The following is a 26,913-nucleotide window of genomic DNA, read 5'->3' as shown; positions in this document are numbered from 1 at the left end:
CCCTCCGAGCCCAGGGATGCTCCGCGCAGACCCAGGCGTGCTTCGGCAGGGCGCGCAGGGTCCGCGGCTCTACGATGTGGCAGTGACCCAGACCCGTTGGCTGACCGACGAGCAGCAGAGTGCGTGGCGCGCGCTGATCACCATGAGCGGGACCCTGCAGGCCGTGCTCGACCGCCAGCTCCAGCACACCTCGGGGATGCCGCACGCGTACTACCTGGTCCTCGCGATGCTCTCCGAAGCCGAGGGCAGGTCGCTGCGGATGAGTGAGCTCGCGGGCCTGCTGAACGCCTCCGCCTCCCGGACCTCCCACGCGGTCGCCCGGCTCGAGGAGGCCGGCTGGGTGCGTCGTGAGCGGCACCCGACCGACGGGCGCGGCTACGTGGCCGTCCTGACCGACGTCGGCTTCGACGTCCTGGTGGCTGCGGCCCCCGGCCATGTCGAGGCGGTGCATGCGGGGGTCTTCGACCCGCTGCGACCCGACCAGGTCGAACTGCTCCGCGTGATCGCGCTCGCGATCTCCGCCGGCCTCGAGGCGGTCGACCAGCGCCAACGGGCCCTCCCGCGGACCGGCCCGGTCGTCCCCGACGAGTGCGGATCCTGAGCACCGTCCACGTGCCGGCCCGCCCGACCCCGGACCGAAACCTCGCCAGAATGGTCACCGTGCCCGACTCGATCGCCCTCGTCCCCGTGCCCTCTTCTCTCGTCCGGGTCGACGGGCCGGCCTTCCGCTTCGGACCCGGTCTGCGGCTCGTGACGGGGGACACCCCCGAGGAGATCTCGCTCGGGGTGCTCGCGGCGGACCTCGTCGGGCGCCGGGTCGGTCACCCGATCGACCTGGTGATGGGGGCCGACGGCGAGGGGCAGGTCATCGCCTTCGCACTCGACCCGCAGGCTGGTCCGGCGGGCGCGGAGGCGGCCGAGCGGTACGCACTGACCGTGACCGACGTCCGGATCGAGATCACGGCGCCGACGCCGGCCGGCCTGCTGCGTGGGCTGACCACCCTGCGCCAGCTCGGCGTGCGCGGCGCGGACGGCGTGCTCGAGGTGCCCGCGGTGGTCATCGAGGACGGGCCCCGGTACGCCTGGCGGGGGCTGAGCCTGGACGTCGTGCGGCACTTCCTGAGCGTCGACCTGGTCAAGGCGGTGCTGAGCGTGATGGGCGACTACAAGCTCAACGTGCTGCACCTGCACCTCACGGACGACCAGGGGTGGCGGATCGCGCTGCCGTCGCGCCCGCTGCTCACCGAGCTCTCCGGGCAGGGCGAGGTCGGCGGGGGCGCGGGCGGGTTCTACACCGCCGAGGACTACGCGACCCTGGTGGCCTACGCGGCGGCGCGGCACATCACGATCGTGCCCGAGATCGACATGCCCGGGCACATCAATGCGGCGCTGCACGCGTACGGCGAGCTCACCCCGACCGGCGAGGCCACCAGCGCGTACACGGGCATCGAGGTGGGCTTCAGCCAGCTGGACCCGGACCTGCCCGCGACGGCACGCTTCCTCACGGACGTGTTCACCGACCTCGCGGCGATGACGCCGGGGGAGTACCTGCACATCGGCGGCGACGAGGTCTTCGGCCTCGGCGCGCCGGAGTACGCCTGGTTCGTGCGCACGGCGCAGGACATCGCGCACGCGGCCGGCAAGAAGGTCGTCGGCTGGCAGGAGATCGTCGGCGCGCCGCTCGACCCGGGCGCCGTCGTGCAGTACTGGGACACGCGGGTGGCCACCGAGCCGTTCGTGGCGGCGGCCCTCGCGGGGGCCACGCTGCTGCTCTCGCCCGGCTCGAAGGTGTACCTCGACATGAAGTACGACGCCGCCACCGAGCTCGGCCTCGAGTGGGCCGGGCACATCGAGCTGCGCGACGCCTACGAGTGGGAGCCCGAGGACCTGATCCCGGGGCTGCCGGCGGGGTCGATCCTCGGCGTGGAGGCCGCGGTCTGGACCGAGACGATCACGACCGGCGACGACCTGTTCGGCATGCTGCTGCCGCGGCTGGCGGCGGTCGCCGAGGTGGCCTGGTCGCCGGCCGACAGCCGGGACTGGGAGGGCTTCCGGACCCGGGTGGCCGGACAGGCCGCCTTGTGGGACCACGCCGGGCTCGCCTGGTACCGCAGCCCGCAGGTCGACTGGTAGCCGTCACACCCAGGTCGAGAACCACATGTGCAGCCGCCAGAACCAGTACGGCACCACCTGCGCGGTCCACACCGGGTAGAAGAACGCACTCACCACGAGCACCAGCGTGAGGTAGCCGGCCACCCAGCGGACGCCGCGGCGGCGGCGGGCGGGGGCGTCGCTCGCATTGCCGAGGACCTTTCCGATCGCGTACGTGAGCGTGAGGACCATCCACGGGAGGAACGCGATCGAGTAGAACGTGAAGATCGTGCGGTGCGCGTACGCGAACCACGGCAACCAGCCGGCGACGATGCCGGACAGGGCCGCACCGGCGCGCCAGTCGCGGGTGCGCACCAGCCACCACACCACCGCCACGATGGCCACGGTCGCGCCCCACCACAGGATCGGGTTGCCGAGCGCGGTGATCGCCTGCGAGCAGCGGTCGGAGCCGCAGGCCGCGTTCGCCGGTACGGGAGTCTCGTAGAAGAACGACGTCGGCCGCCACTGCACGGGCCAGCCGAGCGGGTGCGCCGCGTACGAGTGCGCGGTCGCCAGGTTGTTGTGGAACTCCCACATGTCTCCGTGGTACTTCCACAGCGAGCGCAGCGACTCCGGCAGCCAGGCCACGCCCTCGCCGGGGTGGGTGGCCGCCCAGTCGCGCAGGTACGCCCCCGGGGACCGGAACCAGCTGAACCAGCTCGCCAGGTAGGTCACGGCCGCCAGGGGGACCAGGGTCAGGGCGGCGGGCACGCCGTCGCGCAGGATCCCGGCCGGGAGCCATTGCCGGACGCCGACCGCACGCCGAGCAGACACGTCCCAGGCCACCGTGAGCAGCCCGAACACCGCCAGGAAGTACAGGCCCGACCACTTGGTGCCGATCGCCAGCCCGAGCAGGACCCCCGCCACGACCTGCCACCAGCGGATCGACAGACCCGGACCCCACCCGGTCAGCGCGCCGCCCGAGTCGAGTCGGCCCGCGACGAGGTGCGCCAGCCGCCGTCGGGCCTGCTCGCGATCGATCAGGAGCGCGCCGAACGCCGCCAGCGCGAAGAACATCACGAAGGCGTCGAGCAGGCCGGTGCGCGAGTGCACGATCGCCTCGCCGTCGACCGCGAGCAGCCCGCCCGCGATCGTGCCGAGCAGGGTCGAGGCGAACAGGCGGCGGGCGATGCGGGCCAGCATGAAGACGCTCAGCGTGCCGACGACGGCGGCCGACAGGCGCCAGCCGACCGAGCTGGTCGGTCCGGTGACCTCCATGCCGAGGGCGATCATCCACTTGCCGACCGGCGGGTGCACGACGTAATCCGCACGGGACAGGTACGTGTCGACGTCGCCGGCCTCGAACGCCGGGTTCGGATCGGTGCCCCAGCGGGCCTCGTAGCCGACCCGCAGCAGCGTGTACGCCTGCTTGACGTAGTAGGTCTCGTCGAAGACGAGCTTGTGCGGGCGGCCCAGGTTCGGGAACCGGGCCAACGCCGCCAGGACGGTGACGAGCGCCGGTCCGAGCCAGCCCCAGAGCCGGTCGGTGCGGGTCGTGCCGAGGCGGAGCGTCGCGTCCCCGAGCAGGCGGCGCAGCAGGCGCGTCTCGGTGGGCTCGGGGGGTTCCGGGGGTTCGGGGAGTTCGGTCAGCTCGGCCGGCTCGGTGGACGTCTCGCCATCGGGGTGCTGCACCGGGTGGACCGCCAGGTGACGTCCATGAGGGGAACGACCGGTCTCGCCGCCGGCCCCTGGGCTGATCGTCACGCCGTCATCGTAGGTGGGCGACCCGGGCGCGTGCGCCTCCCCGGCGGTGCGCATGGGAAACTCAGGCCCATGACCGCTGGCCGCCTTGTCCTTGCCGCGACTCCGATCGGCGACGTCGAGGACGCCTCGCTCCGCCTGCGCCGCCTGCTGGCCGAGGCCGACGTGGTCGCCGCGGAGGACACCCGGCGCCTGCACGCGCTCGCGGCACGCATGGGGGTGAAGATCGGCGGGCGGGTCGTCAGCTTCCACGAGCACAACGAGGTCGCACGGGCCGGCGAGCTGCTCGACGTCGTGCGCGGCGGCGGGACGGTGCTGGTCGTCACCGACGCCGGCATGCCGACCGTCTCGGACCCGGGGTTCCGCGTCGTGGGCGCGGCGGTCGAGGCGGGGCTGCCCGTCACGGCCGCGCCCGGACCGAGCGCCGTCCTCACCGCCCTGGCGCTGTCAGGGCTGCCGACCGACCGCTTCTGCTTCGAGGGGTTCCCGCCGCGCAAGTCCGGCGAGCGCAGCCGGGCGTTCGCCGACCTCGCCGGCGAACGCCGCACCATGATCTTCTTCGAGTCCCCGCGCCGGCTCGCGGACACGCTCGTCGCGATGGCCGCAGGGTTCGGGTCCGACCGGCCCGCGGCGGTGTGCCGCGAGCTGACCAAGACCTACGAGGAGGTCGTCCGGCTCCCGCTCGGCGAGCTCGCGGCCTGGGCGGCGGCGCGAGAGGTGCTCGGCGAGATCTCGGTCGTGGTCGGTGGGGCGCCGACCCGCACGGCGTCGGTCGCCGACGTCGTCGCGGAGGTCCTCACCCGGGCCGACAACGGCGAGCGTCTCAAGGAAGCCGTCGCGGAGGTCGCCGAGGCGGCCGGCGTCGGCAAGCGCGAGCTGTACGCCGCTGCGATCGCGCAGCGCTCGCGGCCCGTCGGGAGCACACGGCCCGCCGGGAACTGAGTCCCGTCGGGACCGCGCCGACGATCGGTCCGCAGGTCAGAGCGCCGTCGACGGCACCAGGGTTGCGCCGGCCGACGCCATGTCCGCGCGCGCGGCAGCACCCTGCGCCGGGCTCACCGGCGCGGTCAGGTCGGTCAGCACGCGCGCCCGCAGCCCGAGGTGGAGCGCGTCGATCGTGGTCTCCCGGACGCAGTGCGACTCCGCCAGGCCGACCACGTCGACGTCGGTGATCGCGGCGTCGGTCAGGATGATCCGCAACGACCGGCTCACGTCGTCGACCCCTTCGAAGCCCGAGTAGGCGGCGACGTACGCGCCCTTCTTGACGCTCGCGTCGGGGTGCAGGTCCGCGAGCGCGGGGTGCAGCTCGGCTTCCGGGGTGCCGGCGATGCCGTGCGGGGGCCAGGTGTCGACGAAGTCGGGGACCGCCGGCGGGCGGGCGAAGTGGGTGCCGGGGTCGACATGCCAGTCCTGCGTCGTCACGACCAGGTCGTAGCGGTCGCGGTTCGCCTTCACGTAGTCGGCGATGCGAGCCGCGACGTCGTGGCCGCCGTCGACCGGGAGCGATCCGCCCTCGCAGAACGTCGGCTGCACGTCGACCACCAGCAGGGCCCGATGGGTCGCCTCTCGTCCGGAACCGGAACCGGGGTGCGTCGTGGGGGGCATGGGTTCCTCTTCTCGGCGTCGTTCACAGTGAGAACGCCGCGAGGCGGTCGGGACTTCCCGCGGGCGACTAGCGTTCGGTCATGGAGTTCCGACGCATCCCCGGCCTGCCGCCCTACGTGTTCACGATCATCGACGGGATCAAGCTCGAGGCCCGTCGTGCCGGTCGCGACGTCGTCGACCTCGGGTTCGGGAATCCGGACCTGCCGTCGCCCGCGATCGCTGTCGAGAAGCTGGGCGAGGCGGCCCGAAACTCGCGCAACCACCGCTACTCGGCGTCCCGCGGCATCCCCAAGCTGCGCCAGGCGCTCGCGGACCACTACCTGCGCTCGTTCGGCGTCGTGCTGGACCCCGACACCGAGGTGCTCTCGACGATCGGGGCGAAGGAGGGGTTCAGCCACCTCATGTGGGTGCTGCTCCAGCCGGGTGACGCGGCGATCGTGCCGACGCCGAGCTACCCGATCCACATCTGGGGTCCGTACCTCGCCGGCGCCGACACGCGGCAGGTCCCGATCGGCGGCGGGACCGGCGGCTCGGGGTACATCGACCGGGTGATGGAGTCCTGGGAGCTCGGGTGGCCGCGGCCGCGCGTCGTGGTGCTCTCGTTCCCGCACAACCCGACCACGACCACCGTCGAGCTCGCCGACCTGCAGCGGCTGGTGGACTGGGCCCGCGAGCGGGACGTGGTGCTGGTGCACGACTTCGCGTATGCGGACGTGTCCTTCGACGGCTGGCGGCCGCCGTCGATCCTGCAGTGCGTCGGCGCCAAGGACGTGGCCGTCGAGCTGTACTCGATGACCAAGTCGTTCTCGATGGCCGGCTGGCGCGTGGCGTTCCTCGCGGGCCGGCCGGACGTGGTGGCCGCGCTCGCCAAGCTGAAGAGCTACCTCGACTACGGGACGTTCCAGCCGATCCAGATCGCGGCGACCGTCGTGCTCCAGGAAGCGGGGCAGTTCCCGGCCGAGGTGAACGCGGTGTACGAGTCCCGCCGCAACGCGATGGTGGACGGGCTGGACCGGATCGGCTGGGAGGTCCACCGGCCGCGGGGCACGATGTTCGTGTGGGCGCGGATCCCGGAGCCCTACCGGGACATGGGGTCGATCGAGTTCGCGACGCATCTGGTCCAGCAGTGCGACGTGGCCGTCTCACCGGGCCTGGGGTTCGGCCCGGGCGGCGACGAGTACGTGCGATTCGCCCTGATCGAGAACGAGCAGCGGATCGCCCAGGCCGTCCGCGGCCTACGCAAGGGCCTCACCCGCCTCGAGTAGCCCCCCCCCACAACCCGCCCTCCTCCTCCGGGCCGCCCCGCCCCGCCCGCCGTCCCCGGTGCCCCGCCCCGCCCCCCCGCCCCGAACCGTCCCGTCTCCGGTGCGGACAGCCGCGCGTGGTGCTCACGTGACCGGTGGGGAAAGTGGGGCGCCCCAGTGAGGTCCTCGAGCACCACCCGTCACAGGTGCGGCTGTCCGGACCGCGCCTCGGCCGCATTCCGTGCTCCGACACCCCGCCAGTCGGCCCGACTCGCGTCCCGTCTCCGCGCGCGGGTCGGGCCAGCTCGTCTGCCGGTCCCGACCCGTTCCCGTGCACGGGTGGAACTGGCCCGTCTGCCGGTCCCGACCCGTTCCCGCTCGCGTGTCGGGCCAGCTCGTCTGCCGGACCCGCCCCGTTCCCGTGTGCGTGTCGGGCCGGCGCGTCTCCCGGTCCTGACCCGTCCCCGGTCTGGGGTTGCGCACGGCTCTCCACACCCGGCCGTCTGCCTCGGGCCGGCTGGCCGGTTGTGGGGTGAGCCTCTCGGCCATGGACCCACTCGAGAATCTGATGAGCCGTGGAGGGGTCGCGCGCTGGTCTGACCTCGCCGCGACCTCCGCTGAAGCGAGACAGCTCGCCCGATCGGTGCAGGTGGGGGAGGTCGTGCGGGTTGCGCAGGGCGTCTACGCGTGCGCCGGTGTAGACGCGACTCTCGTCTCGGCCTGCGTGCACCGGGCACGGGTGACCTGTGTGACCGCCGCTGTGTTGTACGGCTTCACGGTGCTCACGGTCCCGCCCGCCCCGCACCTGTCCGTCCCCCGCTCGAGGGGCCGCACACCCTCCCGGGTTCGGAAAGCCTGGCCCGCCGTGCTCCATCGCGAGGATGGGAGCGAGCTGGCGCAGGACGCGCGCGGACCGGTCGCAGCGGTGGCACACACGCTCGCTCGCATGCTGACGTGCGTCCCTTCGGATGCGGCCCTGGTGACGATCGACTCAGCGCTCGCGGCCCGGCGGGTCACGGTGGACCAGATCGCCGCTCACGTGCGTGGCCCTCTGCGGGTTCGGGCGTTGACCGCGCTCCGCCAGGCGGACGGGCGGAGCCAGTCCCTGACGGAGACCCTTGCCCGCCTCGCTCTCACCCGAGCGGGCCTGTCGGCCGAGCCAGCCGTCAGGATCCTGGGCGTCGGGTGGGTCGACCTCCTGGTCGCGGGCCGGATCGTCGTCGAGCTGGACGGGTTCGCCTACCATTCCGGCCGCGCCGAGTACCGGGAGGACCGGCGCCGGGACCGGGAGCTGGTGCGGCAGGGGTACGTCGTGCTTCGGTTCACGTTCGAAGACGTGGTCCGTGATCCGCAGATCGTGGTGCGCGCCGTTCTCGCGACCCTCGCCGGTGCTGACAGCCGCGCCAGTGGCGAATGAGTCAGTCAGTGTCCAGAGTGGAGTCCCAGTGGCCTCGTGCGCCGCACTCGCACCAGGCGCGGCTGTGGGCATCGCTTTGGGCAGGTGCCGAACTGCGGCAGCATGACTTTGGCAGCATGACGTTGGCAGCATGACTTCGACAGAACGGCGGCGGAGGGGGCAGATGGGGATCGTCCCGAGGATGGTGGGCGGCGCCGCTGGCGGGGACGCTCCCGGCGGGCGGGCAGATCGGCCTGGAGCCGTGCGTGCGGGCGGGGCCGGGCGACGGCCCTGGCGCGCAGCCGGCTTTGGTGCCGTCGTCGCGGGGTGTGTCGCGCTCGCGGGCTGCGTCGGCACCGGCGAGGCCCCCCGAGCGGGCACCACGGCCGGTTCGCAGGACTCGCCGACGGCCACCCCCGCCAGCCCGGCAGCTCCGACCGCGACCGCTGCCCCGACGCCGCCAGCCGTCGTCGAGATCCCGACCGTCGACGTCACGAGCGCGACCGACGTCGCGACCGGGTTGGACGCCCCCTGGGGGTTGGCCTTCCGCCCCGACGGGGCCGCGCTGGTGACGCTTCGCGACGAGGCGCGGGTGGTCGTCGTCGGCCCGGCGGGCGACGTGACGCGCGTCGACGGACCGGGCGCAGCCGACCTCGCGGCGACGACCATGCCCGACGGCGAAGCGGGCCTGCTCGGCATCGCGATCGCCCCCGCCGGGGGACCGCACGCCGGCGAGGTCTACCTCTACCGCACCGTCGCGGACGGCAACGAGGTCGTCCGAGCCACCCTCGCGGGCGACACGCTCGGAGCGCTCCAGCCCGTCCTTGACGGCATCCCCAAGGCTGCCAACCACGACGGCGGTCGGCTCGCGTTCGGTCCCGACGGCTTCCTGTATGTCACCACCGGCGACGCGGCGACCCCCGCGAACGCGCAGGACCCGGCGAACCTCGGCGGCAAGATCCTGCGCATCACGGCCGACGGCGACCCGGCCCCCGGCAACCCGGCCCCCGGCTCGCCGGTGTGGACGCTCGGGCACCGGAACGTGCAGGGCCTGGGCTGGGCGCCGGACGGCCGCATGTTCGCCGCCGAGTTCGGCCAGAACACGTTCGACGAGCTCAACGCGATCGTGCCGGGCGCGAACTACGGCTGGCCGGTGGTCGAGGGCACCGGCGGCACCGACCGCGGCTTCACCGACCCGCTCATCACCTGGCCGACGTCGGACGCCTCGCCGAGCGGCCTCGCCGTCACCTCGGAGGGGGTCTACCTCGCCGGCCTGCGGGGCGCCCGGCTCTGGCGTGCGCCCCTGACGGCCGACGGCGTCGGCCGCCCCCAGGCGCTGCTCGCGGGCGAGCTCGGCCGGCTGCGGGCCGTCGTGGTGGCGCCGGACGGGTCGCTCTGGGTCATGACGAACAACACCGACGGTCGCGGCGACCCCCGACCGGGCGACGATCGCATCGTGCGGGTCACCGTCGGCTGACGCCCGCCGCCCCGGCCGCCGGCCGGACGACCCGCCCGCCCCCGCCCGCCCGCCCGCCGCCAGCCCAGCAGCCCGCCTTGCCGCCCGCCGGACCGCCGTCCGGCCCTCCTGCCCGCCCTGCGACACCCGGGGCGGCCTGCTGTCCGGCCAGCCCTACGATGACCCCATGCCCGATCCCCGCAAGCCCTTCTACCTGACCACGCCCATCTACTACGTGAACGACGCCCCACACATCGGGCACGCGTACACGACGGTGGCCGCGGACATGGTCACGCGCTGGCACCGGCAGCGGCAGGAGCCGGTCTGGTTCCTGACCGGCACGGACGAGCACGGGCAGAAGGTCATGCGCACCGCCGAGGCCAACGGCGTGAGCCCGCAGGCCTGGGCGGACCGGCTCGTCGAGGCGTCCTGGAAGCCCGTCCTGGGCGTGCTCGACGTCCGCAACGACGACTTCATCCGCACCACGCAGGACCGGCACACGACCCGGGTCCAGACGTTCATCCAGGACCTGCACGACAAGGGCGAGATCTACGCCGGGTCGTACGAGGGTCCGTACTGCGTCGGCTGCGAGGAGTACAAGCTCCCGGGCGATCTGGTCCCGGGCACCGGCGAGTACGAGGGCGAGCTCGTCTGCGCCCTCCACGGCCGGCCCGTGGAGATGCTGGCCGAGCAGAACTACTTCTTCAAGATGAGCGAGTACACCCAGAAGCTGCTCGACTTCTACGAGGCCAACCCGACCTTCGTGCAGCCGCCGAGCGCGCGCAACGAGGTGCTCGCGTTCGTCAAGCAGGGCCTGCAGGACCTGTCGATCTCGCGCAACACGTTCGACTGGGGCATCCCGATCCCGTGGGACACCACCCACGTGCTCTACGTCTGGTTCGACGCGCTGCTCAACTACGCGACCGCCGTCGGCTACGGCAGCGACGACCCGGCCGAGCGCGAGCGGTTCGAGCGGACCTGGCCCGCGAGCGTGCACCTCGTCGGCAAGGACATCCTGCGGTTCCACGCGGTGATCTGGCCGGCCATGCTGATGGCCGCCGGGCTCCCGCTGCCCAAGCAGGTCTTCGCGCACGGCTGGCTGCTCGTGGGCGGCGAGAAGATGAGCAAGTCGAAGCTGACCGGCATCGCGCCGAGCCAGATCATCGACCACTTCGGCTCCGACGCGTTCCGGTACTACTTCCTGCGGGCGATCCCGTTCGGCCAGGACGGCTCGTTCTCCTGGGAGGACCTCTCGGCGCGGTACAACGCCGAGCTCGCGAACGGGTTCGGCAACCTCGCCTCCCGCGTCGCGGCGATGGTCGCCAAGTACTTCGGCGGCGCGCTGCCGGCCGCCGGGGAGCCCGGGCCGGGGGAGCTCGCCCTGGCCGACGTCGCGGCGAAGGCGGTGGCCGACGCCGAGGACGCGATCGACCGGATGGCCCTGCACGAGGTGATCAACGCCGTCTGGACCATCGTCGAGGCGACCAACGGGTACATCACGGAGCAGGCACCGTGGCAGGTGGCGAAGGATCCCTCAGAGAGGGAAGGCGCAGCAGAGCGGGAAGGCGCAGCAGAGCGGGAGAGTTCCGCAGGGCTGCCCGACGCCGGCGCCTTCCGCCAGGGCGGTCGCCTCGCCACCATCCTGGTCACCTCTGCCGAAGCCCTGCGCGCGCTCGCCGTGCTGCTCAACCCGGTCACGCCGAAGGCCGCCGCCGAGCTGTGGACGCTGCTCGGCGCGCAGGGTCCGCTCGGTCCGCTGGCCGAGCAGCAGGTCTCCGCCGCGGGCGTGTTCGGCCAGCTTCCGGCGGGCACCCCGATCACGAAGGGTGCCGCCCTCTTCCCCCGGCTGGAAGACCCCCAAGAGCCCCTGACGTGACCGACCCTCGCGCCGGCGGGCGGTGCCGGTGAGTCGGCGGGCGCGGGACCGGAGCTGGCCGGAGGCGCCCGAACGGCTGCCGGCCGACGTCGTGGACAACCACACGCACCTCGACTCGGCCGCCGAGCTCCCGTCGGGGGAGACCGCCCCGACCCTCGCGGAACAGCTCGCCCGCGCAGCCGCTGTCGGGGTGCCCCGGATGGTGCAGATCGGGTGCGACCTCGCCGCGGCCCGGTGGACCGATCAGGTCGTGCGGGTGCACCCGGAGCTGCTGGGCGGGATCGCCATCCACCCGAACGAGGCGACGCTGTTCGCCGGCGCGCGCGACGTCGGCCCGGACGGGCTCGCCCCGCAGGCGCGGCCCGAGCACGCCCGGGGGCTCGATGCGGCGATCACCGAGATCGCCGATCTCGCGCGGGCCAACGACCGCATCCGGGTGATCTCCGAGACCGGGCTCGACTACTTCCGCTGCGGCCCGGACGGTCGCGTCGCCCAGGTCGCCGCGTTCCGGGCCCACCTCGCCCTCGCGAAGGAGCTCGGCCTGGCGGTGCAGATCCACGACCGGGACGCGCACGCCGACGTCCTCGACGTCCTCGCGCGCGACGGGGCGCCCGAGCGCACCGTCTTCCACTGCTTCTCGGGGGACGCCGAGATGGCGCGGTTCTGCGCGGCGCAGGGCTGGTACCTCTCGTTCGCCGGCCCGGTCACGATCCCGAACAACGCCGCGCTGCGCGATGCGCTCCGCGAGGTGCCGCTCGGGCAGGTGCTGGTCGAGACCGATGCGCCCTATCTGACCCCGCACCCGTACCGCGGTCGACCCAACGCCCCGTACCTCCTGCCGCTGACCGTCCGCACCGTCGCGGAGGTCCGGGGCGTCGACCTGGACCAGATGTGCCGCACGCTCGCCGCGACGTCCACCGAGGTCTACGGATCCTGGTGAGGTTGGTCGGACGGGACGATTGCGGACGATTGCGCCGGACGGGTGGCCGAGCGCCGTCGGCCGGGCGAATTGCCCCGAATCGTCATCCACACCGCAGCCGGCCCGGTTAACGGTCCTGGTCACGGATCGGTTACGGTCGAGCGCCGGTTGCCGCCGAGAGGCAGCACCCGTGACCACCTGCAAGGCGCAGTTCCCCGCAGTCCCCGAGCCAGAACCAACGAAGGGTGCGATCGCGTGCCGGACCGGACTATCGCCGAGGGGCGCGAGAGCGCACTCGTCGGCCTCGGTGCCGGTCCCCGCTCGCCCCTCGCGCGACTGCTCGCCTGGCGCCCGGCCGAACGCGCGAGCCGGTTGGCCGCGCAGGGCGTGGTCCTCGCCCTGGTCGCCGGCGGCAGCAGCGCGTTCGCGGTCATGCACAAGTCCGTCTCGGTCGACGTCGACGGCGCAGCCCGCCAGGTCAGCGCCTTCGGGCGCACGGTCGACGACGTCCTGGCCGGCGCCGGGATCGACGTCGGCGAGGGAGACCTCGTCGCCCCCGCGCTCGCCGACGCGATCGCCGACGGCGGTGAGATCGTCGTGCGGCATGGTCGCGAGATCACCGTGGCGCTCGACGGCGAGGACCGCACGGTATGGACCACCGCACTCACCGTGGGCGAGGCCGTGGCCGACCTCGGGGTCCGCGGCGACGGTGCGCGTCTGTCCGCGTCGCGGTCCGCCACGCTCGGGCGCGGCGCCGTGCTGCGCGTGTCGACGCTCAAGACGATCCACCTGGCCGTCGACGGTCAGGTCATCGACGGACTCACGAGCGCCCCGACCGTCCGCGAGGCGCTCAAGGAGATCGGGCTCGTGCTCGCCGACGGCGATCAGGTGTCCGTGCCCCTGGCCGCGACCTCGGTGGACGGGCTCGTGGTCCTCGTCACGCGCGCCGCCCAGGGCAGCGGCACCACGAGCGAGGTGATGCCGTTCACCGAACGCATCGTCGAGGACGACTCGATCGCCGCCGGTACCCGCAAGGTGACGACGACCGGCCGGGCCGGCGAGCGTCAGATCACCTTCGCGACCGATTCGCTCGGCGGCGCCGAGGTCGCGCGCACCGTGATCGCCGAGGTCGTCCTGCATGCGCCCGTCGAACAGGTCGTCACGGTCGGCACGCGGGTCGTCCCCGATGCCCCATCGGTGACCCCCGGCAGCGCGCAGGCCATCGGCAAGGAGCTCGCTGCGGCCCGCGGGTGGGGCGACGACGAGTTCTCCTGCCTGGTCGAGCTCTGGAACCACGAGAGCCACTGGAACGTCTCCGCCGAGAACACCTCGAGCGGCGCCTACGGCATCCCGCAGGCCCTGCCGGGCTCGAAGATGGCGACCGTCGCCGACGACTGGCGCACCAACCCGGCGACCCAGATCACCTGGGGTCTGAACTACATCGGCGGCCGCTACGGGACCCCGTGCGGGGCCTGGCAGTCCTTCACCGCCAAGGGCTGGTACTGACACAGCCGAGGGCTGGAACTGATTCGCCGATTGGCACGAAGGTCACGAATCGGTTACTTTGGCGTGTCGCACTGGTGGTATTGGCCCGCATGCTATGCGGGCCTCGCGTCGCCTGACACCTGGTTCGGGGCCCTTCAGCCCCGTGCCATGACGGCCGGATCGGGGATCCGGGCCCAGCAGGTTCGACCCGGTACACGGGAGAGAACCATTCGTGGCGACTCGTCGTCCGGACGCTGTGCGCTCCTAGTGGGCGTGGCCCATCCCACGTGCCCGGGTAGCTCGACGACTGGATCCGCGTGCACCCCATCACCTCGTTCACCTCCGCCCTGTCCGCCCCTCTCCGATCCCATCGCACCCATCGCGCCGCGCGGGCTGACCGCCCCGGCGCCCCGCGAGGCCGTCGCGGCTTCGCCATCGCCGCACTGGTCGCCTCGGCGGCCGTCGTCGCCGGCGGCACGGTCGCCTTCGGCGCGGCCAACAAGACCATCACGCTCGACGTCGACGGCAAGGTCACCCGCGTGACGACGTACGCCGGCAGCGTCGAGGGCTTCCTCGAGAAGAACGACATCGAGGTCGGTGAGCGCGACACGGTCGCCCCCGAGACCTCGAGCGCGCTGACCGACGGCTCCGAGATCGTCGTCCGGTACGCGAAGCGCGTCGACGTGCAGGTGGACGGCGTCCAGACCGAGGTCTGGACCACGGCGCTGAGCGCCGACGAGGCCCTCACCACCCTGGCCAGCCGCGGTGCGGACGTCCGCCTCGTGGCCAGCCGCTCCGCCGCCGGCGGCCGTGCGGCCCTGCCGATCGAGCTCACGCTCGATGGGCCGGTCGACGTCGCCGTGGACGGGCAGATTCTCACCGCCCGCGACGGCTCGCTCGGGCTCGCCGCGGTGCTGGACGAGCTCGGGGTCGTGCTGACGGAGTACGACCGCGTCTCGGTGCAGGACTCGACCACCGGCGCCGTCACGATCGTGGTGTCCCGGGTCGTCGTCGCGGATGTCGCCGAGAGCCAGCCGATCGCGTTCGAGTCGGTCGACCAGCCAGACCCGGCCCGCTACGTCGGGCAGAAGAAGGTCACGACCGTGGGCGTCGAGGGGCAGCGCACGATCGTCAACCGGATCACCACCGTCGACGGCGTCGAGACCGCTCGCGAGCTGATCTCGGACGCCGTCGTGGCCGCACCCGTCGGCCAGATCGTGAGCGTCGGCACCAAGGTGCGCCCGGTGGTCGTGGCCACCCCGGCCCCGGCAGCCAGCAGCGGCGCCGCGGCCGACCCGAACGTCGGCGGCAGCGCTGACTCGCTCAACTGGGCTGCCCTCGCCGCGTGCGAGTCCGGTGGCCGCCCGACGGCCGTCTCGGCCAGCGGCGCGTACCACGGCCTGTACCAGTTCTCGGTGTCGACCTGGGGCTCGGTCGGCGGTTCGGGGCTGCCCTCGGCGGCCCCGGCCGACGAGCAGACCATGCGCGCCAAGATGCTTTACAACCGCTCGGGTGCCGGCCAGTGGCCGCACTGCGGCCCGCGGCTGTTCAGCTGAGGAAACGCCTGCGGACGGGCGCGGTCCGGGAGCACTCCGGTCGTGGCCCTAGGCTCGTTGACCATGACTGACATCCCAGGCGCCCTGCTGGGCCCGGCCGAGATCCGGGACCTGGCGGGGCGCCTGGGCCTTCGCCCGACCAAGACGCTCGGCCAGAACTTCGTGATCGACGGCGGCACCGTGCGCAAGATCGTCCGCTCGGCGCGCGTGTCACCGGGCGAGCGTGTGGTCGAGGTCGGCCCCGGGCTCGGCTCGTTGACCCTGGGACTGCTCGAGGCGGGCGCGTCCGTCGTGGCGGTCGAGATCGATCCGCTGCTCGCCCGCGAGCTGCCGGCCACGGTCGCGGCCCACCTGCCCGGCCTCGCCCGCGAGGACGGCACCTGCGACCGGCTCGACGTCGTGCTCGCGAACGCGCTGAACGTGACCGAGCTGCCGGGGCCGCCGCCCACCGCCCTGGTGGCGAACCTGCCGTACAACGTCTCGGTACCGGTGCTGCTCACGTTCCTCGAGCGGTTCGAGAGCCTCGAGCGGGTCGTGGTCATGGTCCAGGCCGAGGTGGCCGATCGTCTGGCCGCCCCGCCCGGGAGCAGGACGTACGGGGTGCCCTCCGCCAAGGCGGCCTGGTACGCCTCGGCCCGGCGCACGTCGACCGTCTCGCGCAGCGTGTTCTGGCCGGTGCCGAACGTCGACTCCGCGCTCGTCGCCCTCGAGCGGCGCGAGCCGCCCGCCACGACCGCCTCCCGGCAGGAGGTCTTCGCGGTCGTGGATGCGGCCTTCGCGCAGCGACGCAAGATGCTGCGCTCGGCCCTCGCCTCGCTCGCGGGCTCGCCCGAGCGGGCCGTCCAGGTGCTCACCGCGGCGGGGGTGGATCCCCAGGCGCGCGGGGAGCGGCTCGCGATCGAGGACTTCGCTCGCATCGCCCAGGCCATCGCCGAGACCGTCGACCCGACCGACGGCGCAGCGCCGGCGGGCTCCGAAGGCGACCCGAGCCGCGAACCTGGCACAGTGGAGGCGTGATTCCCGCCAGTCCGCCCCGCGCAGACCGTGAGGTGCGAGTACGTGCGCCCGGCAAGGTCAACCTGTCGCTCCGCGTCGGTGCGCGCGAGTCCGACGGCTTCCACCCCCTGGCGACGGTGTTCCAGGCGGTCTCGCTCTTCGAAGAGGTGGTCGCGCGCCCGTCGAACGACCTGCGGGTGACCGTCTCGGGTCAGCACGCCGACCGCGTGCCGACCGACATGACCAACCTCGCGCTGCTCGCGGCCCAGCTGCTCGCCGCGCACACCGGCATCGAGGCGGGCGTGCACCTGCACCTGCACAAGGCCGTCCCGGTCGCGGGCGGGATGGCTGGGGGTTCGGCGGACGCGGCCGCGGCACTGGTCGCGTGCGACGCGCTGTGGGGAACCGGGCTGCCCCGGGAGGAGCTCGTCGAGCTCGCCGCGCAGCTCGGCTCGGACGTGCCCTTCCCGCTGATCGGCCACACCGCGATCGGCACCGGTCGCGGTCACCTGCTGGCGCCCGCGATGAGTCGCGGCGAGTATCACTGGGCGTTCGCGGTCCGGGAGCAGGGGCTGTCGACGGCGCGGGTCTTCGGGGTCTTCGACGAGCTCATCGCGGGGGCGACCGGGCTCGAGCCGGAGGCCGACCGTGCGCTCATGCAGGCGCTGCGGGCCGGGGATCCGCACGCGCTCGGACGGGCCCTGCACAACGACCTGCAGCACGCCGCGCTCGAGCTCGCCCCCTCCCTCGCCGAACCGCTGGCGGTCGCGCAGGATGCCGGTGCGCTCGGCGTGCTCGTCTCCGGCTCGGGACCCACCGTGGCGGCCCTCGCCCGCAGCCGCCAGCACGCGCTCGTGATCGCCGCGGCCATGACGGCCGCCGGGGTCGCCGACGAGGTCATGACCGCCGTCGGGCCGGTGCCCGGCGCCCGGGTCATCCAGACCACCCGCGGCAGCGCGGCCGTCGGCGGGACCGACGACTCCGACTGACTTCGACCGGGCGCCCGGCGCCCGGTCCGCCCACCCACCCCTTCTCGACGAAATGATTCGATGGCCCACCTGCTCGGAGCGGACTCGATCTCGCTCACCCTCGGTACCCGCACGCTGTTCGACTCCGTGAGCCTCGGCATCGACGACGGCGATCGGATCGGCGTCGTCGGCCCCAACGGCGCGGGCAAGTCGACCCTGCTGGGCATGCTCGCCGGGCGGGGCCTGCCCGACGCCGGCCGCATCACCCGGGCCGGCGGCGCGGACGTCGCGCTGCTCGACCAGCGTGACGAGCTCCCGGCCGGCACGACGATCCGCGAGCTCGTCCATGGTGCGTCCGCCGAGCACACCTGGGCGTCCGACCCGCGGGTCCGGTCCGTGCACGCCGGGCTGCTGTCCGACCTGGACCTGGACAGCGACGTCGCGACGCTCTCGGGCGGGCAGCGCCGCCGCACGGCCCTGGCCGCGCTGCTGGTCGGGGACCACGACATCATCGCGCTTGACGAGCCGACCAACCACCTCGACGTCGAGGGGGTCGCGTGGCTCGCCGAGCACCTCTCCGAGCGGTTCGGGCGCGGTTCGCAGGGCAAGGGTGCGCTCATCGTGGTCACCCACGACCGGTGGTTCCTCGACGCCGTCTGCACCCGCATGTGGGAGGTGACGGGGAGCATCGGCTTCGGCGAGGTCGCCCAGTACGAGGGTGGCTACGCCGCGTACGTCCTGGCGCGGGCCGAGCGGGCGCGGTCCGCCGCGTCGAGCGCGGACAAGCGCAACAACCTGCTGCGCAAGGAGCTCGCGTGGCTGCACCGCGGCGCGCGGGCCCGGTCCACCAAGCCCAAGTACCGCATGGACGCCGCCGAGGCCCTCATCGCGGACGAGCCGCCGCCGCGCGACCCGCTCGAGCTGACCCGGATGGCCACGTCGCGGCTCGGCAAGGACGTGCTCGATCTCGAGGGCGTGACGCTGCGGTTCGGGGGCGACGTGCCCGGCGCGCCGCCGAAGGTGCTGTTCGACGACCTCACCTGGCGGCTCGGTCCCGGCGACCGGTACGGCATCGTCGGCGTCAACGGGTCGGGCAAGACGTCTCTCCTGCGCCTGCTCGCCGGCAAGCTCACGCCGACGTCGGGCCGGGTCAAGCGCGGCAAGACCATCCAGGTCGCCGAGCTCACCCAGGACGTCGAGGACCTCGACGCGGTGGCCGGGCTGTCGGTGGTCGAGGTGATCGAGAGCGAGAAGCGGGTCGTGTCCGTCGGGGGCAAGGAGCTCACCGCGGCCCAGCTGGTCGAACGCCTCGGCTTCACGAACGAACGCGCCCGGACGCTCGTGCGCGAGCTGTCCGGTGGGGAGCGTCGCCGGCTGCAGCTCCTGCGGCTGCTGGTCGGCGAGCCGAACGTGCTGCTGCTCGACGAGCCCACCAACGACCTCGACACGGACACCCTCGCCGCGCTCGAGGACCTCCTCGACGGCTGGCCGGGCACGCTCATCGTCGTCTCGCACGACCGGTACCTGCTCGAGCGCGTCTGCGACCGGCAGGTCGCGCTGATGGGGGACGGCGCGATCCGGGACCTGCCCGGCGGCGTCGAGCAGTACCTCGAGCTGCGGCACGCGGCCGAGCTGGCGGCGGAGTCGTCCCCCGTCGCGCGCGCCGAGCCCGTGGTGGCCCAGGCGGACACGGACGACACCGCGCCGAGCGCGGCCGAGTCGCGGGCCGCCCGCAAGGAGCTCGCCCGCATCGACCGGCGGCTGGCGAAGATCGCCCAGCTCGTCAAGGCGCTGCACGCCAAGCTCGCCGACCAGTCCACCGACTTCGTGGCCGTGGCGGCGCTGGACGCCGAGCTCCGGGCGTTGGCGGCCGAGCGCGGGGAGCTCGAGGAGCTGTGGCTCGAGCTGTCCGAGTCTGCGTAGGCAGGTGCGAGGTCGGTAGGTAGCGAGGTCGGCAGGAGGGCCGGCAGGTACGAGGTCAGAGGGCGTCGAACGGCGCCACGACGTCGTGCAGCAGCTGCGCCAGGCGGGTCCGGTCTTCCGCGGAGAGGTCGGCCAGCAGGGCGCGCTCGACGTCGAGCAGCTCGGCCATCGCCGCATCGACCTGGGCGAGACCGCGATCGGTGAGCTGGACGAGCACCCCGCGACGGTCGCCGGGCGCCGGCAGCCGCTGGACGAGGCCGTGCTCGGCGAGCCGGTCGATCCGGTTGGTCATCGTCCCGGAGGTCACCAGGGTCTGGGTGAGCAGCACCCCGGGGGAGAGCCGGTACGGCGCGCCGGACCGTCGCAGGGCCGACAGGACGTCGAACTCCCAGGGCTCCAGGTCGTGCCGGGCGAAGGATCCGCGCCGCGCCAGGTCGAGGTGGCGGGCCAGCCGCGTCACGCGGGAGAAGACCGTCAGCGGCTCGATGTCGAGGTCGGGGCGCTCGCGGTGCCACGCGGCGACGATCCGGTCGACCTCGTCCTCACCCCGGGGCAGGTGCACGTCCGGGGCCGCTGGCATGTTCGCCAGGTTACTCGACGTCGAGATAGTTTGCGTTCGGGGCGGGCCCGGGCCTGGGCGGTCCGGCGTGCGACCTCAGCCCTTCGTCCCCGACTCGTCCGTCCGGCGTCCGAGGGTGGGCTTGCGCTCGAGCCCGCTCAGGCCGTTCCAGGCGAGGTTCACGAGGTGCGCCGCGACGTCGGTCTTCGCCGGGCTGCGGGTGTCGAGCCAGTGCTGGCCGGTGAGGGCCACCATCCCGACGAGCATCCGCGCGTAGATCGGGGCCGTCTTCGGGTCGAGGTTCTGCCGCTTGAACTGCTCCCCGAGAAGGTGCTCGACCTGCGTGGCGACGTCGCCGATCAGGGACGAGAACGTCCCGGTCGCCTGCGCCACGGGCGAGTCGCGGACCAGGATGCGGAACCCGTCGGTGTTCGACTCGATATAGGTCAGCAGGGCCAGCGCGGTGCGCTCGAGGACCGCCTTGGGGTGCCCGCCGAGCATCAGGGCATCCGTCAGCGCACCGGTGAGCATCTCGATCTCCCGGTCGACGACGACCGCGTAGATGCCCTCCTTGCCACCGAAGTGCTCGTAGACGACGGGCTTGGACACCTGGGCGCGCGCCGCGATCTCCTCGACGCTCGTGCCCTCGAACCCCTTCTCCGCGAACAGCTTGCGGGAGACGGCGAGAAGCTGCTCCCGACGCTCCTTGCCCGTCATTCGGGCCCGGGGGGGTCGCTTGCTCTCGGATGCCACGGGGCCATCATGCCGTGTTTGGCCTGGCAGACTGTGTGCTCTGCTGCGCTCGGCGTGGCCGATCCGCCTTGGTGTAACGGCAGCACGCAGGCCTTTGGAGCCTTGCAGTCCAGGTTCGAATCCTGGGGGCGGAGCGCAGCGAGCCGCCGTCGGACCTGGGGGGTGCCGTGCGGCGGTAGAGTGACGCAGCGACATATCCGCGCCCCCGGGGGCTTTTCTCGGGCAGATTCGCTGGGAGTCCTTCAGTCGTGACCGCCCTGTGCCCCGCAGCCGTCATCGTCCTCGCCGCAGGCGAGGGAACGCGCATGCGGTCCGCCGTTCCGAAAGTTCTGCACACCCTGGCCGGGCGATCCATGCTCGGCCACGCCCTGGCCGCAGCCCGTGAGCTGGAGCCCAAACGGGTCGTCGTCGTCGTGCGCCACGGCCGCGACCTGGTCGCCGAGCACGTCCGCGGCCTCGACCCCGACGCGCTGATCGCCGACCAGGACGACATCCCCGGCACCGGCCGGGCCGTCCAGTGCGGGCTGTCGATCCTGGACGCCGCCGCGCACGCCGACCTGGCGCGCCTCGAGACGCCCGCCGAGCCGACCGATGCCGTGGTCGACGGCGCCGTGGTGGTCATCGCGGGGGACGTGCCCCTGCTCGACGGCGCGACGCTCGCGGAGCTGCTCGCGGCCCACACCGCCGACGGGAACGCGATCACGGTCCTCACCACCGAGGTCGTCGACCCGACCGGCTACGGCCGGATCGTGCGCGAGCCCGGCACGGGGGACGTGGTCGCGATCGTCGAGCAGAAGGACGCCACGGACGCCCAGCGGGCGATCACGGAGATCAACACGTCGGTGTACGTCTTCGACGCCGCGGCGCTGCGCAGCGCGCTCGGCCGGTTGGGGCGCGACAACGCGCAGGGCGAGGTCTACCTGACCGACGTGCTCGCGATCACCCACGCCGACGGCGGCGCCGTCCGGGCCGTGCGCACGGACGACCCGCTGCAGGTCGAGGGCGTCAACGACCGCACCCAGCTCGCCACGCTGCGGGCCGAGCTCAATCGACGGATCCTCGACGACTGGATGCTCGCGGGCGTCACGATCGTCGACCCCGCCACGACCTGGATCGACGTCGACGTCGAGCTCGCGCAGGACGTCACGCTGCTGCCCGGCACCCAGCTGTTCGGAACGACCCGGGTCGCCACGGGCGCCGTCGTCGGGCCGGACACGACCCTGACGGACGTCCAGATCGGTGCGCGGGCGACCGTCGTGCGGACGCACGGCTCGAGCGCCGTGATCGGCGCCGGTGCCCTCGTCGGTCCGTTCTCCTACCTGCGACCCGGGACGGTGCTCGGCGAGAAGGGCAAGATCGGGACCTTCGTCGAGACGAAGAACGCCGTGATCGGGGCCGGCTCGAAGGTGCCGCACCTGACCTACGTCGGCGACGCCACGATCGGGGAGCAGACCAACATCGGGGCGTCCTCGGTGTTCGTCAACTACGACGGGGTCTCCAAGCACCACACGACGATCGGGTCGCACGCGCGGACCGGCTCGGACAACATGTTCGTCGCTCCGGTCGTCGTCGGCGACGGCGCGTACACCGGTGCGGGCTCGGTCATCCGGCGCAACGTGCCGCCGGGCGCCCTCGCGGTGAACAGCGGCGCGCAGCGCAACATCGAGGGCTGGGTCCTGCGCAGCCGGTCGGGAACTCCCGCGGCGGAGGCCGCCGCGAAGGCGTTGGCTGAGCGCGGCGGCGACGACTCGCTGTCGCCGCAGGCCCGTGCCGAGCGCGCCCGCGCCGGCGAGGCCGCCCAGGCCACGCCCCCGACCCCACCGCCCACGTTGCCCCAACCAGTGGTCCGCCCTCCGCAGACCGCGCCCGCCGCGACCGAGAAGGATCTCCAGTGATGACCGGGATTGCCGCGCACGAGCACGAGAAGCGTCTGGTCCTCGTGTCGGGACGTGCCCACCCTGATCTTGCGGCCGCGGTGTCGGAGCAGCTCGGCAGCGAGCTGATCCCCACGACCGCGTACGACTTCGCCAACGGGGAGATCTACGTCCGGTACGGGGAGTCCGTCCGGGGCGCCGACGCGTTCGTGCTGCAGAGCCACGCGGCGCCGATCAACGTCTGGATCATGGAGCAGCTGATCATGGTGGATGCGCTCAAGCGCGCGTCCGCGAAGACCATCACCGTGATCGTGCCGTTCTACGGGTACGCCCGGCAGGACAAGAAGCACCGCGGTCGCGAGCCGATCTCGGCCCGCCTGATGGCCGACCTGTTCAAGACCGCCGGCGCCGACCGGCTGATGAGCGTGGACCTGCACACCTCGCAGATCCAGGGCTTCTTCGACGGCCCCGTCGACCACCTGATGGCGCTTCCGCTGCTCGCCAACTACGTGCGCGGCCGGGTCGACTCGAGCAAGCTCACCGTGGTCTCGCCCGACGCCGGGCGCGTGCGCCTCGCCGACCAGTGGGCCGACCGTCTCGGTGCCCCGCTCGCGATCATCCACAAGCGGCGCGACCCGTCCGTCCCGAACCAGACGAAGGTCCACGAGCTCGTCGGTCAGGTCAAGGGCCGCACGTGCGTGATCGTCGACGACATGATCGACACCGGCGGCACCATCGTGCAGGCGGCCGACGCGCTGTTCGACAACGGTGCGGGTGAGGTCATCGTGGCCTCGACGCACGCGGTGCTGTCCGGGCCCGCCGTCGACCGGTTGAAGAACTCGCGCATCTCCGAGGTCGTCGTCTCCGACACGCTGCCCATCCCCGACGAGCACCGGTTCCCCAAGCTCACCGTGCTGTCCATCGCCCCGCTGATCGCCCGCGCGATCCGCGAGGTGTTCGACGACGGGTCGGTGACCTCGCTCTTCGACGGTCAGGCCTGAGCCGGCCTCTGATCGGCGTCGCGACGCCGTCTCTCGGCGACCGTGTTTCGCACCGGTCCCCTCGCCAGGTAGACTTCTCAGGTTGCCTCGGCGAGGGAGGTCGGACGGTCAGGATTCTCTGATCCGCTCGATCCCGTGATCGACAAGGCGGTCGCCTCCGCGTGCCCGTCCTGCGCCCCGCGTCGAGGCCATACATCTGCGCACTGTAGCTAGGCAGTCAGCAAGCACCCGAGTTTCACGCACCTCGTCTTCTGGGAGTCACCATGTCCGAGATCAAGCTCAGCGCCGAAGCCCGCACCGACTTCGGCAAGGGCGCAGCCCGTCGCACCCGCCGTGCCGGCCTGATCCCCGCCGTCCTGTACGGGCACGGCGAGGCCCCGCTGCACGTGTCCCTGCCGGGCCACCTGACGATGCTCGCGCTCAAGCGCACCAACGCGCTGTTCTCGATCGACTTCGATGGCAAGGCCCACCTCGCCATCGCCAAGGACATCCAGCGCGACCCGGTCAAGGACGTCATCGAGCACATCGACCTGCTCATCGTCGCGAAGGGCGAGAAGGTCTCCGTCGAGGTCCCCGTCAAGATCGTCGGCGAGGCGTTCCCGGGCACCATCCACTTCGTCGAGATGCAGCGCATCGCGGTCGAGGCCGACGCGACCAACCTCCCCAGCGCCATCGAGGTGTCGATCGAGGGCCTCGAGGCCGGTACGCAGATCCGCGTCGCCGACCTGGTCCTTCCGGAGGGCACCACGCTCGCCGAGTCCGCCGAGGGCATCGTCGTGACCATCGCCGTCCCGCAGAGCTCGGCCGCTGACGAGGCTGCCGACGCCGAGGTTGCTGCCGTCCAGGCCGCCGCCTCCGCTGCGGCCGCTGAGGCTGCCCCGGCAGTGTGATCCTGCTCGAACCTCGGTCGTAGACCGACCTGCAGCGCCCGGTACCGTCACCTCGGTGCCGGGCGCTGCGGCGTTCGGTCCCCCTGTCCGCAACGGAAGGACGCACGATGTCTGACGGGCTCTGGCTCGTGGTCGGGCTCGGCAACCCCGGACCCGACTACGCCGGCAACCGGCACAACGTCGGGCAGATGGTGCTCGACGAGCTCGCCCGTCGCGCGGGAGAGACCTTCTCCGCGCGCGCCATCGGCGGGGCACGCGCTGCCACCGCGGAGGCGCGCCTCGGGATGCTCCCGGGTGGTGTGCCCGGTCCGCGGGTCGTGCTGGCGAAGCCGTCGACCTACATGAACGTCTCCGGCGGCCCGGTTGCGGGCCTCGCGCAGTACTACGGCGTCGACGCGGATCACGTCGTCGTCGTGCACGACGAGATCGACATCCCGTTCGCGGACCTCCGGCTGAAGACGGGCGGCGGCGAGGGTGGCCACAACGGGCTCCGGGACATCACCAAGGCGCTCGGCACGAAGGACTACGTCCGCGTGCGCGTCGGCGTGGGGCGTCCGCCCGGTCGGATGGAAGCGGCCGACTACGTGCTCAGGGACTTCGCTGCGGCGGAGCGCAAGGAGCTGCCCTGGCTCATCGATGCCGCGGCCGACGCGACCGAGCTCGTGGTCACCCAGGGCCTCGAAAAGGCTCAGCTCACGGTCCACACGAAGAACGCCTAGCCCGGTCGTCGGCGATGCTGGCCCGAAGCTCGCCTTGTCTCCTGCCGACGGTTGATCCACTCGTGTAAGAATTCGCCGCCGAGTGGGTGAAATCGGGCATACCGGTCCCTACCGGCACGAAGTCCCGCCTAGCGTTGGGCTGAGACAAGCCGAACACCCGATGGGACCACCATGACGCTGCTTGATGATCGAGAGTCACTCGGCGATCCCGGTGAAGCGGACCGTCGACGCACGGCGTCCGGAACGCACCTCTCGTGGGCATCAGCCCAGCCGTTCGTCGCCCGACCGCGTCCGCTGGCTGGCTCAGAGGAGTCGGGCGTCCGCTGGCGTGACCAGGCGGTGGGGTACGCGCGGTCGGTTGCCAGCATGGACCTCGTGGTGGGCATCGGGGTCATCGGGCTGACCTTGGCCGCGACATCCGCCCTCTCCCTGAGCAGCGTCGCCTGGGGGGTGGGCGTGCTCGTCGCGTTCCTGGGCATGGTCGCTGTCGCACGGGGCTACGACCGCCGGGTGCTCGGCGACGGTCCGGGAGAGTTCCAGGCGGTGCTGCGGGCTGGTGGCCTGGCCCTCGCCGCGATCGCCTTGGTCGCGGTCGCCCTGGAGCTGGAAGTTCCCCGGGTCCTCGTGGCGTCCCAGCTCGTCCTCCTGGTGCTCGGCGCATTCGTCGGGCGGCACCTCCTGCGGCAGGCGCTGCACAGGCGCCGCTCCGCTGGTGAGTCGATGTCGCGCACGCTCGTCGTCGGAGACCCGGCGTCGGTCGAAGGCGTCGTGCGCAATCTCAGAGCGGCGCCGCACCACGGCTACCAGGTGATCGGCATCTGCCTCCCGTCGGTCACTGACACGGCGCCCCAGGTGGGCCTGCGCACCCTTGGGGCGCTCGCCGACATCCCGCAGGTCGCCTACGACCACGCCGCCGAGGTGGTGATCGTCGCGGGTGGTGAACTGTCCGGCGAGCCGCTGCGCCGCCTGTCGTGGGCGCTGGGCCGCGTCGGCGCACAGCTCGTGGTTGCCCCGGGGCTGGTCGAGGTCCTCGGCCCGCGCGTGTCGCTGCGTCCGACCGCCGGGCTGTCACTGCTCGAGGTCGAGACGGCCTCCCCGCGGCGCCGGATGATCGCGAAGTCCGTCCTCGACCGAGTGCTCGGCGGGCTGATCTTGCTCGCGGCGTCCCCCGTGATCGCAGCCGCCGCAGTGGCCGTCCGTGCCACGAGTCCAGGCCCCGCGTTCTTCAAGCAGCAGCGGGTCGGCGTCGATGGCACGAAGTTCACGATGTGGAAGCTGCGGAGCATGTACGTGGACGCCGAAGCGCGGCGGACTGCGCTGCTCGAGCACTCCGACCGCGACGGCCTCATGTTCAAGATGCTGGACGACCCGCGGGTGACCCGGGTCGGGAAGGTTCTGCGGCGCTACTCGATCGACGAGCTTCCCCAGCTGCTCAACGTGGTCACGGGGGACATGTCGCTGGTCGGTCCCCGGCCGCCGCTCCCGGAAGAGGTCGACGGCTACCGCGACCGTGTGCTTCGTCGGCTCCATGTGCGGCCGGGCCTCACCGGGCTGTGGCAGGTCAGCGGCCGTGCGTCCCTGAGTTGGGAGGAGTCGATCCACCTGGACCTGCGGTATGTGGACAACTGGTCGATCACGATGGACCTGATGATCCTGTGGAAGACCGGACGTGCCGTCCTGGGTGGCTCCGGAGCCTACTGAAGTGCGCAGGCCAGCAGCGGGCGACCGTTCGCACGTGGCCGGGCGGTCAACTCCCGACGCGATCCCGGTCAGCTGCGGGGCTGGCGGCGGGTGATCTCGTTGACCTCGCGGTAGAAGTCGTTGTCGATCAGGAGCTGGGC

The 26,913-nt window shown here is 72.6% G+C and carries 22 protein-coding genes and 1 tRNA gene; 19 read left to right on the top strand and 4 right to left on the bottom strand.

Annotation, left to right across the window (positions count from 1 at the left end; genetic code table 11):
* The first annotated feature begins 82 nt into the window (after positions 1 to 82).
* Both EUA98_RS13905 and EUA98_RS13900 read left to right on the top strand, forming a co-directional pair.
* On the top strand, positions 83 to 601 hold the full coding sequence (locus tag EUA98_RS13905; protein WP_130103290.1) for a MarR family winged helix-turn-helix transcriptional regulator: 519 nt from the start codon (positions 83 to 85) through the stop codon (positions 599 to 601).
* Positions 602 to 651: 50 nt separating this feature from the next.
* Entirely contained in the window at positions 652 to 2,133 is a 1,482-nt protein-coding gene (locus EUA98_RS13900) for a beta-N-acetylhexosaminidase (RefSeq protein ID WP_130103289.1), read from the top strand.
* Positions 2,134 to 2,136: 3 nt separating this feature from the next.
* On the opposite strand, the gene EUA98_RS13895 is transcribed toward EUA98_RS13900, so the two are convergent.
* Complete coding sequence (locus EUA98_RS13895; protein ID WP_242511529.1) at positions 2,137 to 3,855, bottom strand: dolichyl-phosphate-mannose--protein mannosyltransferase; 1,719 nt, start codon at positions 3,853 to 3,855, stop codon at positions 2,137 to 2,139.
* Positions 3,856 to 3,924: 69 nt separating this feature from the next.
* Here EUA98_RS13895 and rsmI point away from each other — a divergent pair, with 69 nt between their 5' ends.
* Positions 3,925 to 4,794: a 16S rRNA (cytidine(1402)-2'-O)-methyltransferase gene (gene rsmI / locus EUA98_RS13890; protein WP_207219095.1), complete on the top strand. Its 870-nt coding sequence runs from the start codon at positions 3,925 to 3,927 to the stop codon at positions 4,792 to 4,794.
* Between the two features lie 36 nt (positions 4,795 to 4,830).
* Here the strand turns inward: rsmI and EUA98_RS13885 are convergent, their stop codons facing one another.
* Entirely contained in the window at positions 4,831 to 5,457 is a 627-nt protein-coding gene (locus EUA98_RS13885) for an isochorismatase family protein (RefSeq protein WP_130103286.1), read from the bottom strand.
* A gap of 80 nt (positions 5,458 to 5,537) precedes the next feature.
* On the opposite strand from EUA98_RS13885, the gene EUA98_RS13880 reads away from it, so the two are divergent.
* The 10 genes from EUA98_RS13880 to EUA98_RS13835 all read left to right on the top strand — a co-directional run bounded on the left by EUA98_RS13880 (position 5,538) and on the right by EUA98_RS13835 (position 19,276).
* Positions 5,538 to 6,722 carry an aminotransferase class I/II-fold pyridoxal phosphate-dependent enzyme gene (locus tag EUA98_RS13880; RefSeq protein ID WP_130103285.1) on the top strand — a complete coding sequence of 395 codons (1,185 nt, stop codon included), beginning with the start codon at positions 5,538 to 5,540 and terminating at the stop codon, positions 6,720 to 6,722.
* A 958-nt stretch (positions 6,723 to 7,680) separates the two neighbouring features.
* Positions 7,681 to 8,118: a DUF559 domain-containing protein gene (locus EUA98_RS20295; protein ID WP_242511528.1), complete on the top strand. Its 438-nt coding sequence runs from the start codon at positions 7,681 to 7,683 to the stop codon at positions 8,116 to 8,118.
* 163 nt (positions 8,119 to 8,281) lie between these two features.
* Positions 8,282 to 9,574, top strand: a complete 1,293-nt coding sequence (locus EUA98_RS13870; protein ID WP_242511527.1) for a PQQ-dependent sugar dehydrogenase — start codon at positions 8,282 to 8,284, stop codon at positions 9,572 to 9,574.
* Between the two features lie 166 nt (positions 9,575 to 9,740).
* Positions 9,741 to 11,429 carry a methionine--tRNA ligase gene (gene metG, locus EUA98_RS13865; protein ID WP_130103283.1) on the top strand — a complete coding sequence of 563 codons (1,689 nt, stop codon included), beginning with the start codon at positions 9,741 to 9,743 and terminating at the stop codon, positions 11,427 to 11,429.
* A gap of 28 nt (positions 11,430 to 11,457) precedes the next feature.
* Positions 11,458 to 12,369, top strand: a complete 912-nt coding sequence (locus EUA98_RS13860; protein ID WP_130103282.1) for a TatD family hydrolase — start codon at positions 11,458 to 11,460, stop codon at positions 12,367 to 12,369.
* Positions 12,370 to 12,603: 234 nt separating this feature from the next.
* A complete protein-coding gene (locus EUA98_RS13855) occupies positions 12,604 to 13,854 on the top strand; it encodes a resuscitation-promoting factor (RefSeq protein ID WP_242511526.1) in 1,251 nt (416 codons plus the stop codon).
* Positions 13,855 to 14,150: 296 nt separating this feature from the next.
* Positions 14,151 to 15,389, top strand: a complete 1,239-nt coding sequence (locus EUA98_RS13850; protein ID WP_242511525.1) for a resuscitation-promoting factor — start codon at positions 14,151 to 14,153, stop codon at positions 15,387 to 15,389.
* Between the two features lie 63 nt (positions 15,390 to 15,452).
* Positions 15,453 to 16,406 carry a 16S rRNA (adenine(1518)-N(6)/adenine(1519)-N(6))-dimethyltransferase RsmA gene (gene rsmA, locus EUA98_RS13845; RefSeq protein WP_130103280.1) on the top strand — a complete coding sequence of 318 codons (954 nt, stop codon included), beginning with the start codon at positions 15,453 to 15,455 and terminating at the stop codon, positions 16,404 to 16,406.
* Complete coding sequence (locus EUA98_RS13840) at positions 16,403 to 17,374, top strand: 4-(cytidine 5'-diphospho)-2-C-methyl-D-erythritol kinase (RefSeq protein ID WP_130103279.1); 972 nt, start codon at positions 16,403 to 16,405, stop codon at positions 17,372 to 17,374. Before rsmA ends, EUA98_RS13840 begins: the two co-directional genes overlap by 4 nt.
* A 60-nt stretch (positions 17,375 to 17,434) precedes the next feature.
* Complete coding sequence (locus EUA98_RS13835) at positions 17,435 to 19,276, top strand: ABC-F family ATP-binding cassette domain-containing protein (protein ID WP_130103278.1); 1,842 nt, start codon at positions 17,435 to 17,437, stop codon at positions 19,274 to 19,276.
* A gap of 55 nt (positions 19,277 to 19,331) precedes the next feature.
* Here EUA98_RS13835 and EUA98_RS13830 read toward each other — a convergent pair whose 3' ends face one another.
* Positions 19,332 to 19,856, bottom strand: a complete 525-nt coding sequence (locus EUA98_RS13830) for a MarR family winged helix-turn-helix transcriptional regulator (RefSeq protein WP_130103277.1) — start codon at positions 19,854 to 19,856, stop codon at positions 19,332 to 19,334.
* A gap of 75 nt (positions 19,857 to 19,931) precedes the next feature.
* Positions 19,932 to 20,552: a TetR/AcrR family transcriptional regulator gene (locus tag EUA98_RS13825; RefSeq protein WP_130103306.1), complete on the bottom strand. Its 621-nt coding sequence runs from the start codon at positions 20,550 to 20,552 to the stop codon at positions 19,932 to 19,934.
* 98 nt (positions 20,553 to 20,650) lie between these two features.
* Here EUA98_RS13825 and EUA98_RS13820 point away from each other — a divergent pair.
* From EUA98_RS13820 to EUA98_RS13795, 6 genes are all read left to right on the top strand, one after another.
* Positions 20,651 to 20,722: transfer RNA gene (locus tag EUA98_RS13820), tRNA-Gln, on the top strand.
* 171 nt (positions 20,723 to 20,893) lie between these two features.
* Positions 20,894 to 22,483: a bifunctional UDP-N-acetylglucosamine diphosphorylase/glucosamine-1-phosphate N-acetyltransferase GlmU gene (glmU, locus tag EUA98_RS13815; RefSeq protein ID WP_242511524.1), complete on the top strand. Its 1,590-nt coding sequence runs from the start codon at positions 20,894 to 20,896 to the stop codon at positions 22,481 to 22,483.
* Complete coding sequence (locus EUA98_RS13810; protein ID WP_130103275.1) at positions 22,483 to 23,463, top strand: ribose-phosphate diphosphokinase; 981 nt, start codon at positions 22,483 to 22,485, stop codon at positions 23,461 to 23,463. Before glmU ends, EUA98_RS13810 begins: the two co-directional genes overlap by 1 nt.
* A 263-nt stretch (positions 23,464 to 23,726) precedes the next feature.
* A complete protein-coding gene (locus tag EUA98_RS13805; protein ID WP_130103274.1) occupies positions 23,727 to 24,353 on the top strand; it encodes a 50S ribosomal protein L25/general stress protein Ctc in 627 nt (208 codons plus the stop codon).
* A 107-nt stretch (positions 24,354 to 24,460) separates the two neighbouring features.
* Entirely contained in the window at positions 24,461 to 25,072 is a 612-nt protein-coding gene (gene pth / locus EUA98_RS13800) for an aminoacyl-tRNA hydrolase (protein WP_130103273.1), read from the top strand.
* Positions 25,073 to 25,438: 366 nt separating this feature from the next.
* The gene (locus tag EUA98_RS13795; protein WP_242511523.1) at positions 25,439 to 26,773 is read left to right on the top strand and encodes a sugar transferase; all 1,335 of its coding nucleotides are present in this window, start codon (positions 25,439 to 25,441) and stop codon (positions 26,771 to 26,773) included.
* Positions 26,774 to 26,913 lie beyond the last annotated feature (140 nt).

The sequence above is a fragment of the Pengzhenrongella frigida genome, from assembly GCF_004168625.1.
In the GTDB taxonomy this organism is placed as follows: Bacteria; Actinomycetota; Actinomycetes; order Actinomycetales; family Cellulomonadaceae; genus Pengzhenrongella; species Pengzhenrongella frigida.
This window is presented reverse-complemented; position numbering and strand designations above follow the sequence as displayed.

Bases quoted from the DNA above. Each gene is read 5' to 3' on its own strand.
- EUA98_RS13900 (WP_130103289.1), top strand. From the start codon at position 652: ATGGTCACCGTGCCCGACTCGATCGCCCTCGTCCCCGTGCCCTCTTCT.
- rsmI (WP_207219095.1), top strand. From the start codon at position 3,925: ATGACCGCTGGCCGCCTTGTCCTTGCCGCGACTCCGATCGGCGACGTC.
- EUA98_RS13885 (WP_130103286.1), bottom strand. From the start codon at position 5,457: ATGCCCCCCACGACGCACCCCGGTTCCGGTTCCGGACGAGAGGCGACC.
- EUA98_RS13880 (WP_130103285.1), top strand. From the start codon at position 5,538: ATGGAGTTCCGACGCATCCCCGGCCTGCCGCCCTACGTGTTCACGATC.
- EUA98_RS13870 (WP_242511527.1), top strand. From the start codon at position 8,282: ATGGGGATCGTCCCGAGGATGGTGGGCGGCGCCGCTGGCGGGGACGCT.
- metG (WP_130103283.1), top strand. From the start codon at position 9,741: ATGCCCGATCCCCGCAAGCCCTTCTACCTGACCACGCCCATCTACTAC.
- rsmA (WP_130103280.1), top strand. From the start codon at position 15,453: ATGACTGACATCCCAGGCGCCCTGCTGGGCCCGGCCGAGATCCGGGAC.
- EUA98_RS13835 (WP_130103278.1), top strand. From the start codon at position 17,435: ATGGCCCACCTGCTCGGAGCGGACTCGATCTCGCTCACCCTCGGTACC.
- EUA98_RS13830 (WP_130103277.1), bottom strand. From the start codon at position 19,856: ATGCCAGCGGCCCCGGACGTGCACCTGCCCCGGGGTGAGGACGAGGTC.
- EUA98_RS13825 (WP_130103306.1), bottom strand. From the start codon at position 20,552: ATGACGGGCAAGGAGCGTCGGGAGCAGCTTCTCGCCGTCTCCCGCAAG.
- glmU (WP_242511524.1), top strand. From the start codon at position 20,894: ATGCGGTCCGCCGTTCCGAAAGTTCTGCACACCCTGGCCGGGCGATCC.
- EUA98_RS13810 (WP_130103275.1), top strand. From the start codon at position 22,483: ATGACCGGGATTGCCGCGCACGAGCACGAGAAGCGTCTGGTCCTCGTG.
- EUA98_RS13805 (WP_130103274.1), top strand. From the start codon at position 23,727: ATGTCCGAGATCAAGCTCAGCGCCGAAGCCCGCACCGACTTCGGCAAG.
- pth (WP_130103273.1), top strand. From the start codon at position 24,461: ATGTCTGACGGGCTCTGGCTCGTGGTCGGGCTCGGCAACCCCGGACCC.
- EUA98_RS13795 (WP_242511523.1), top strand. From the start codon at position 25,439: ATGGACCTCGTGGTGGGCATCGGGGTCATCGGGCTGACCTTGGCCGCG.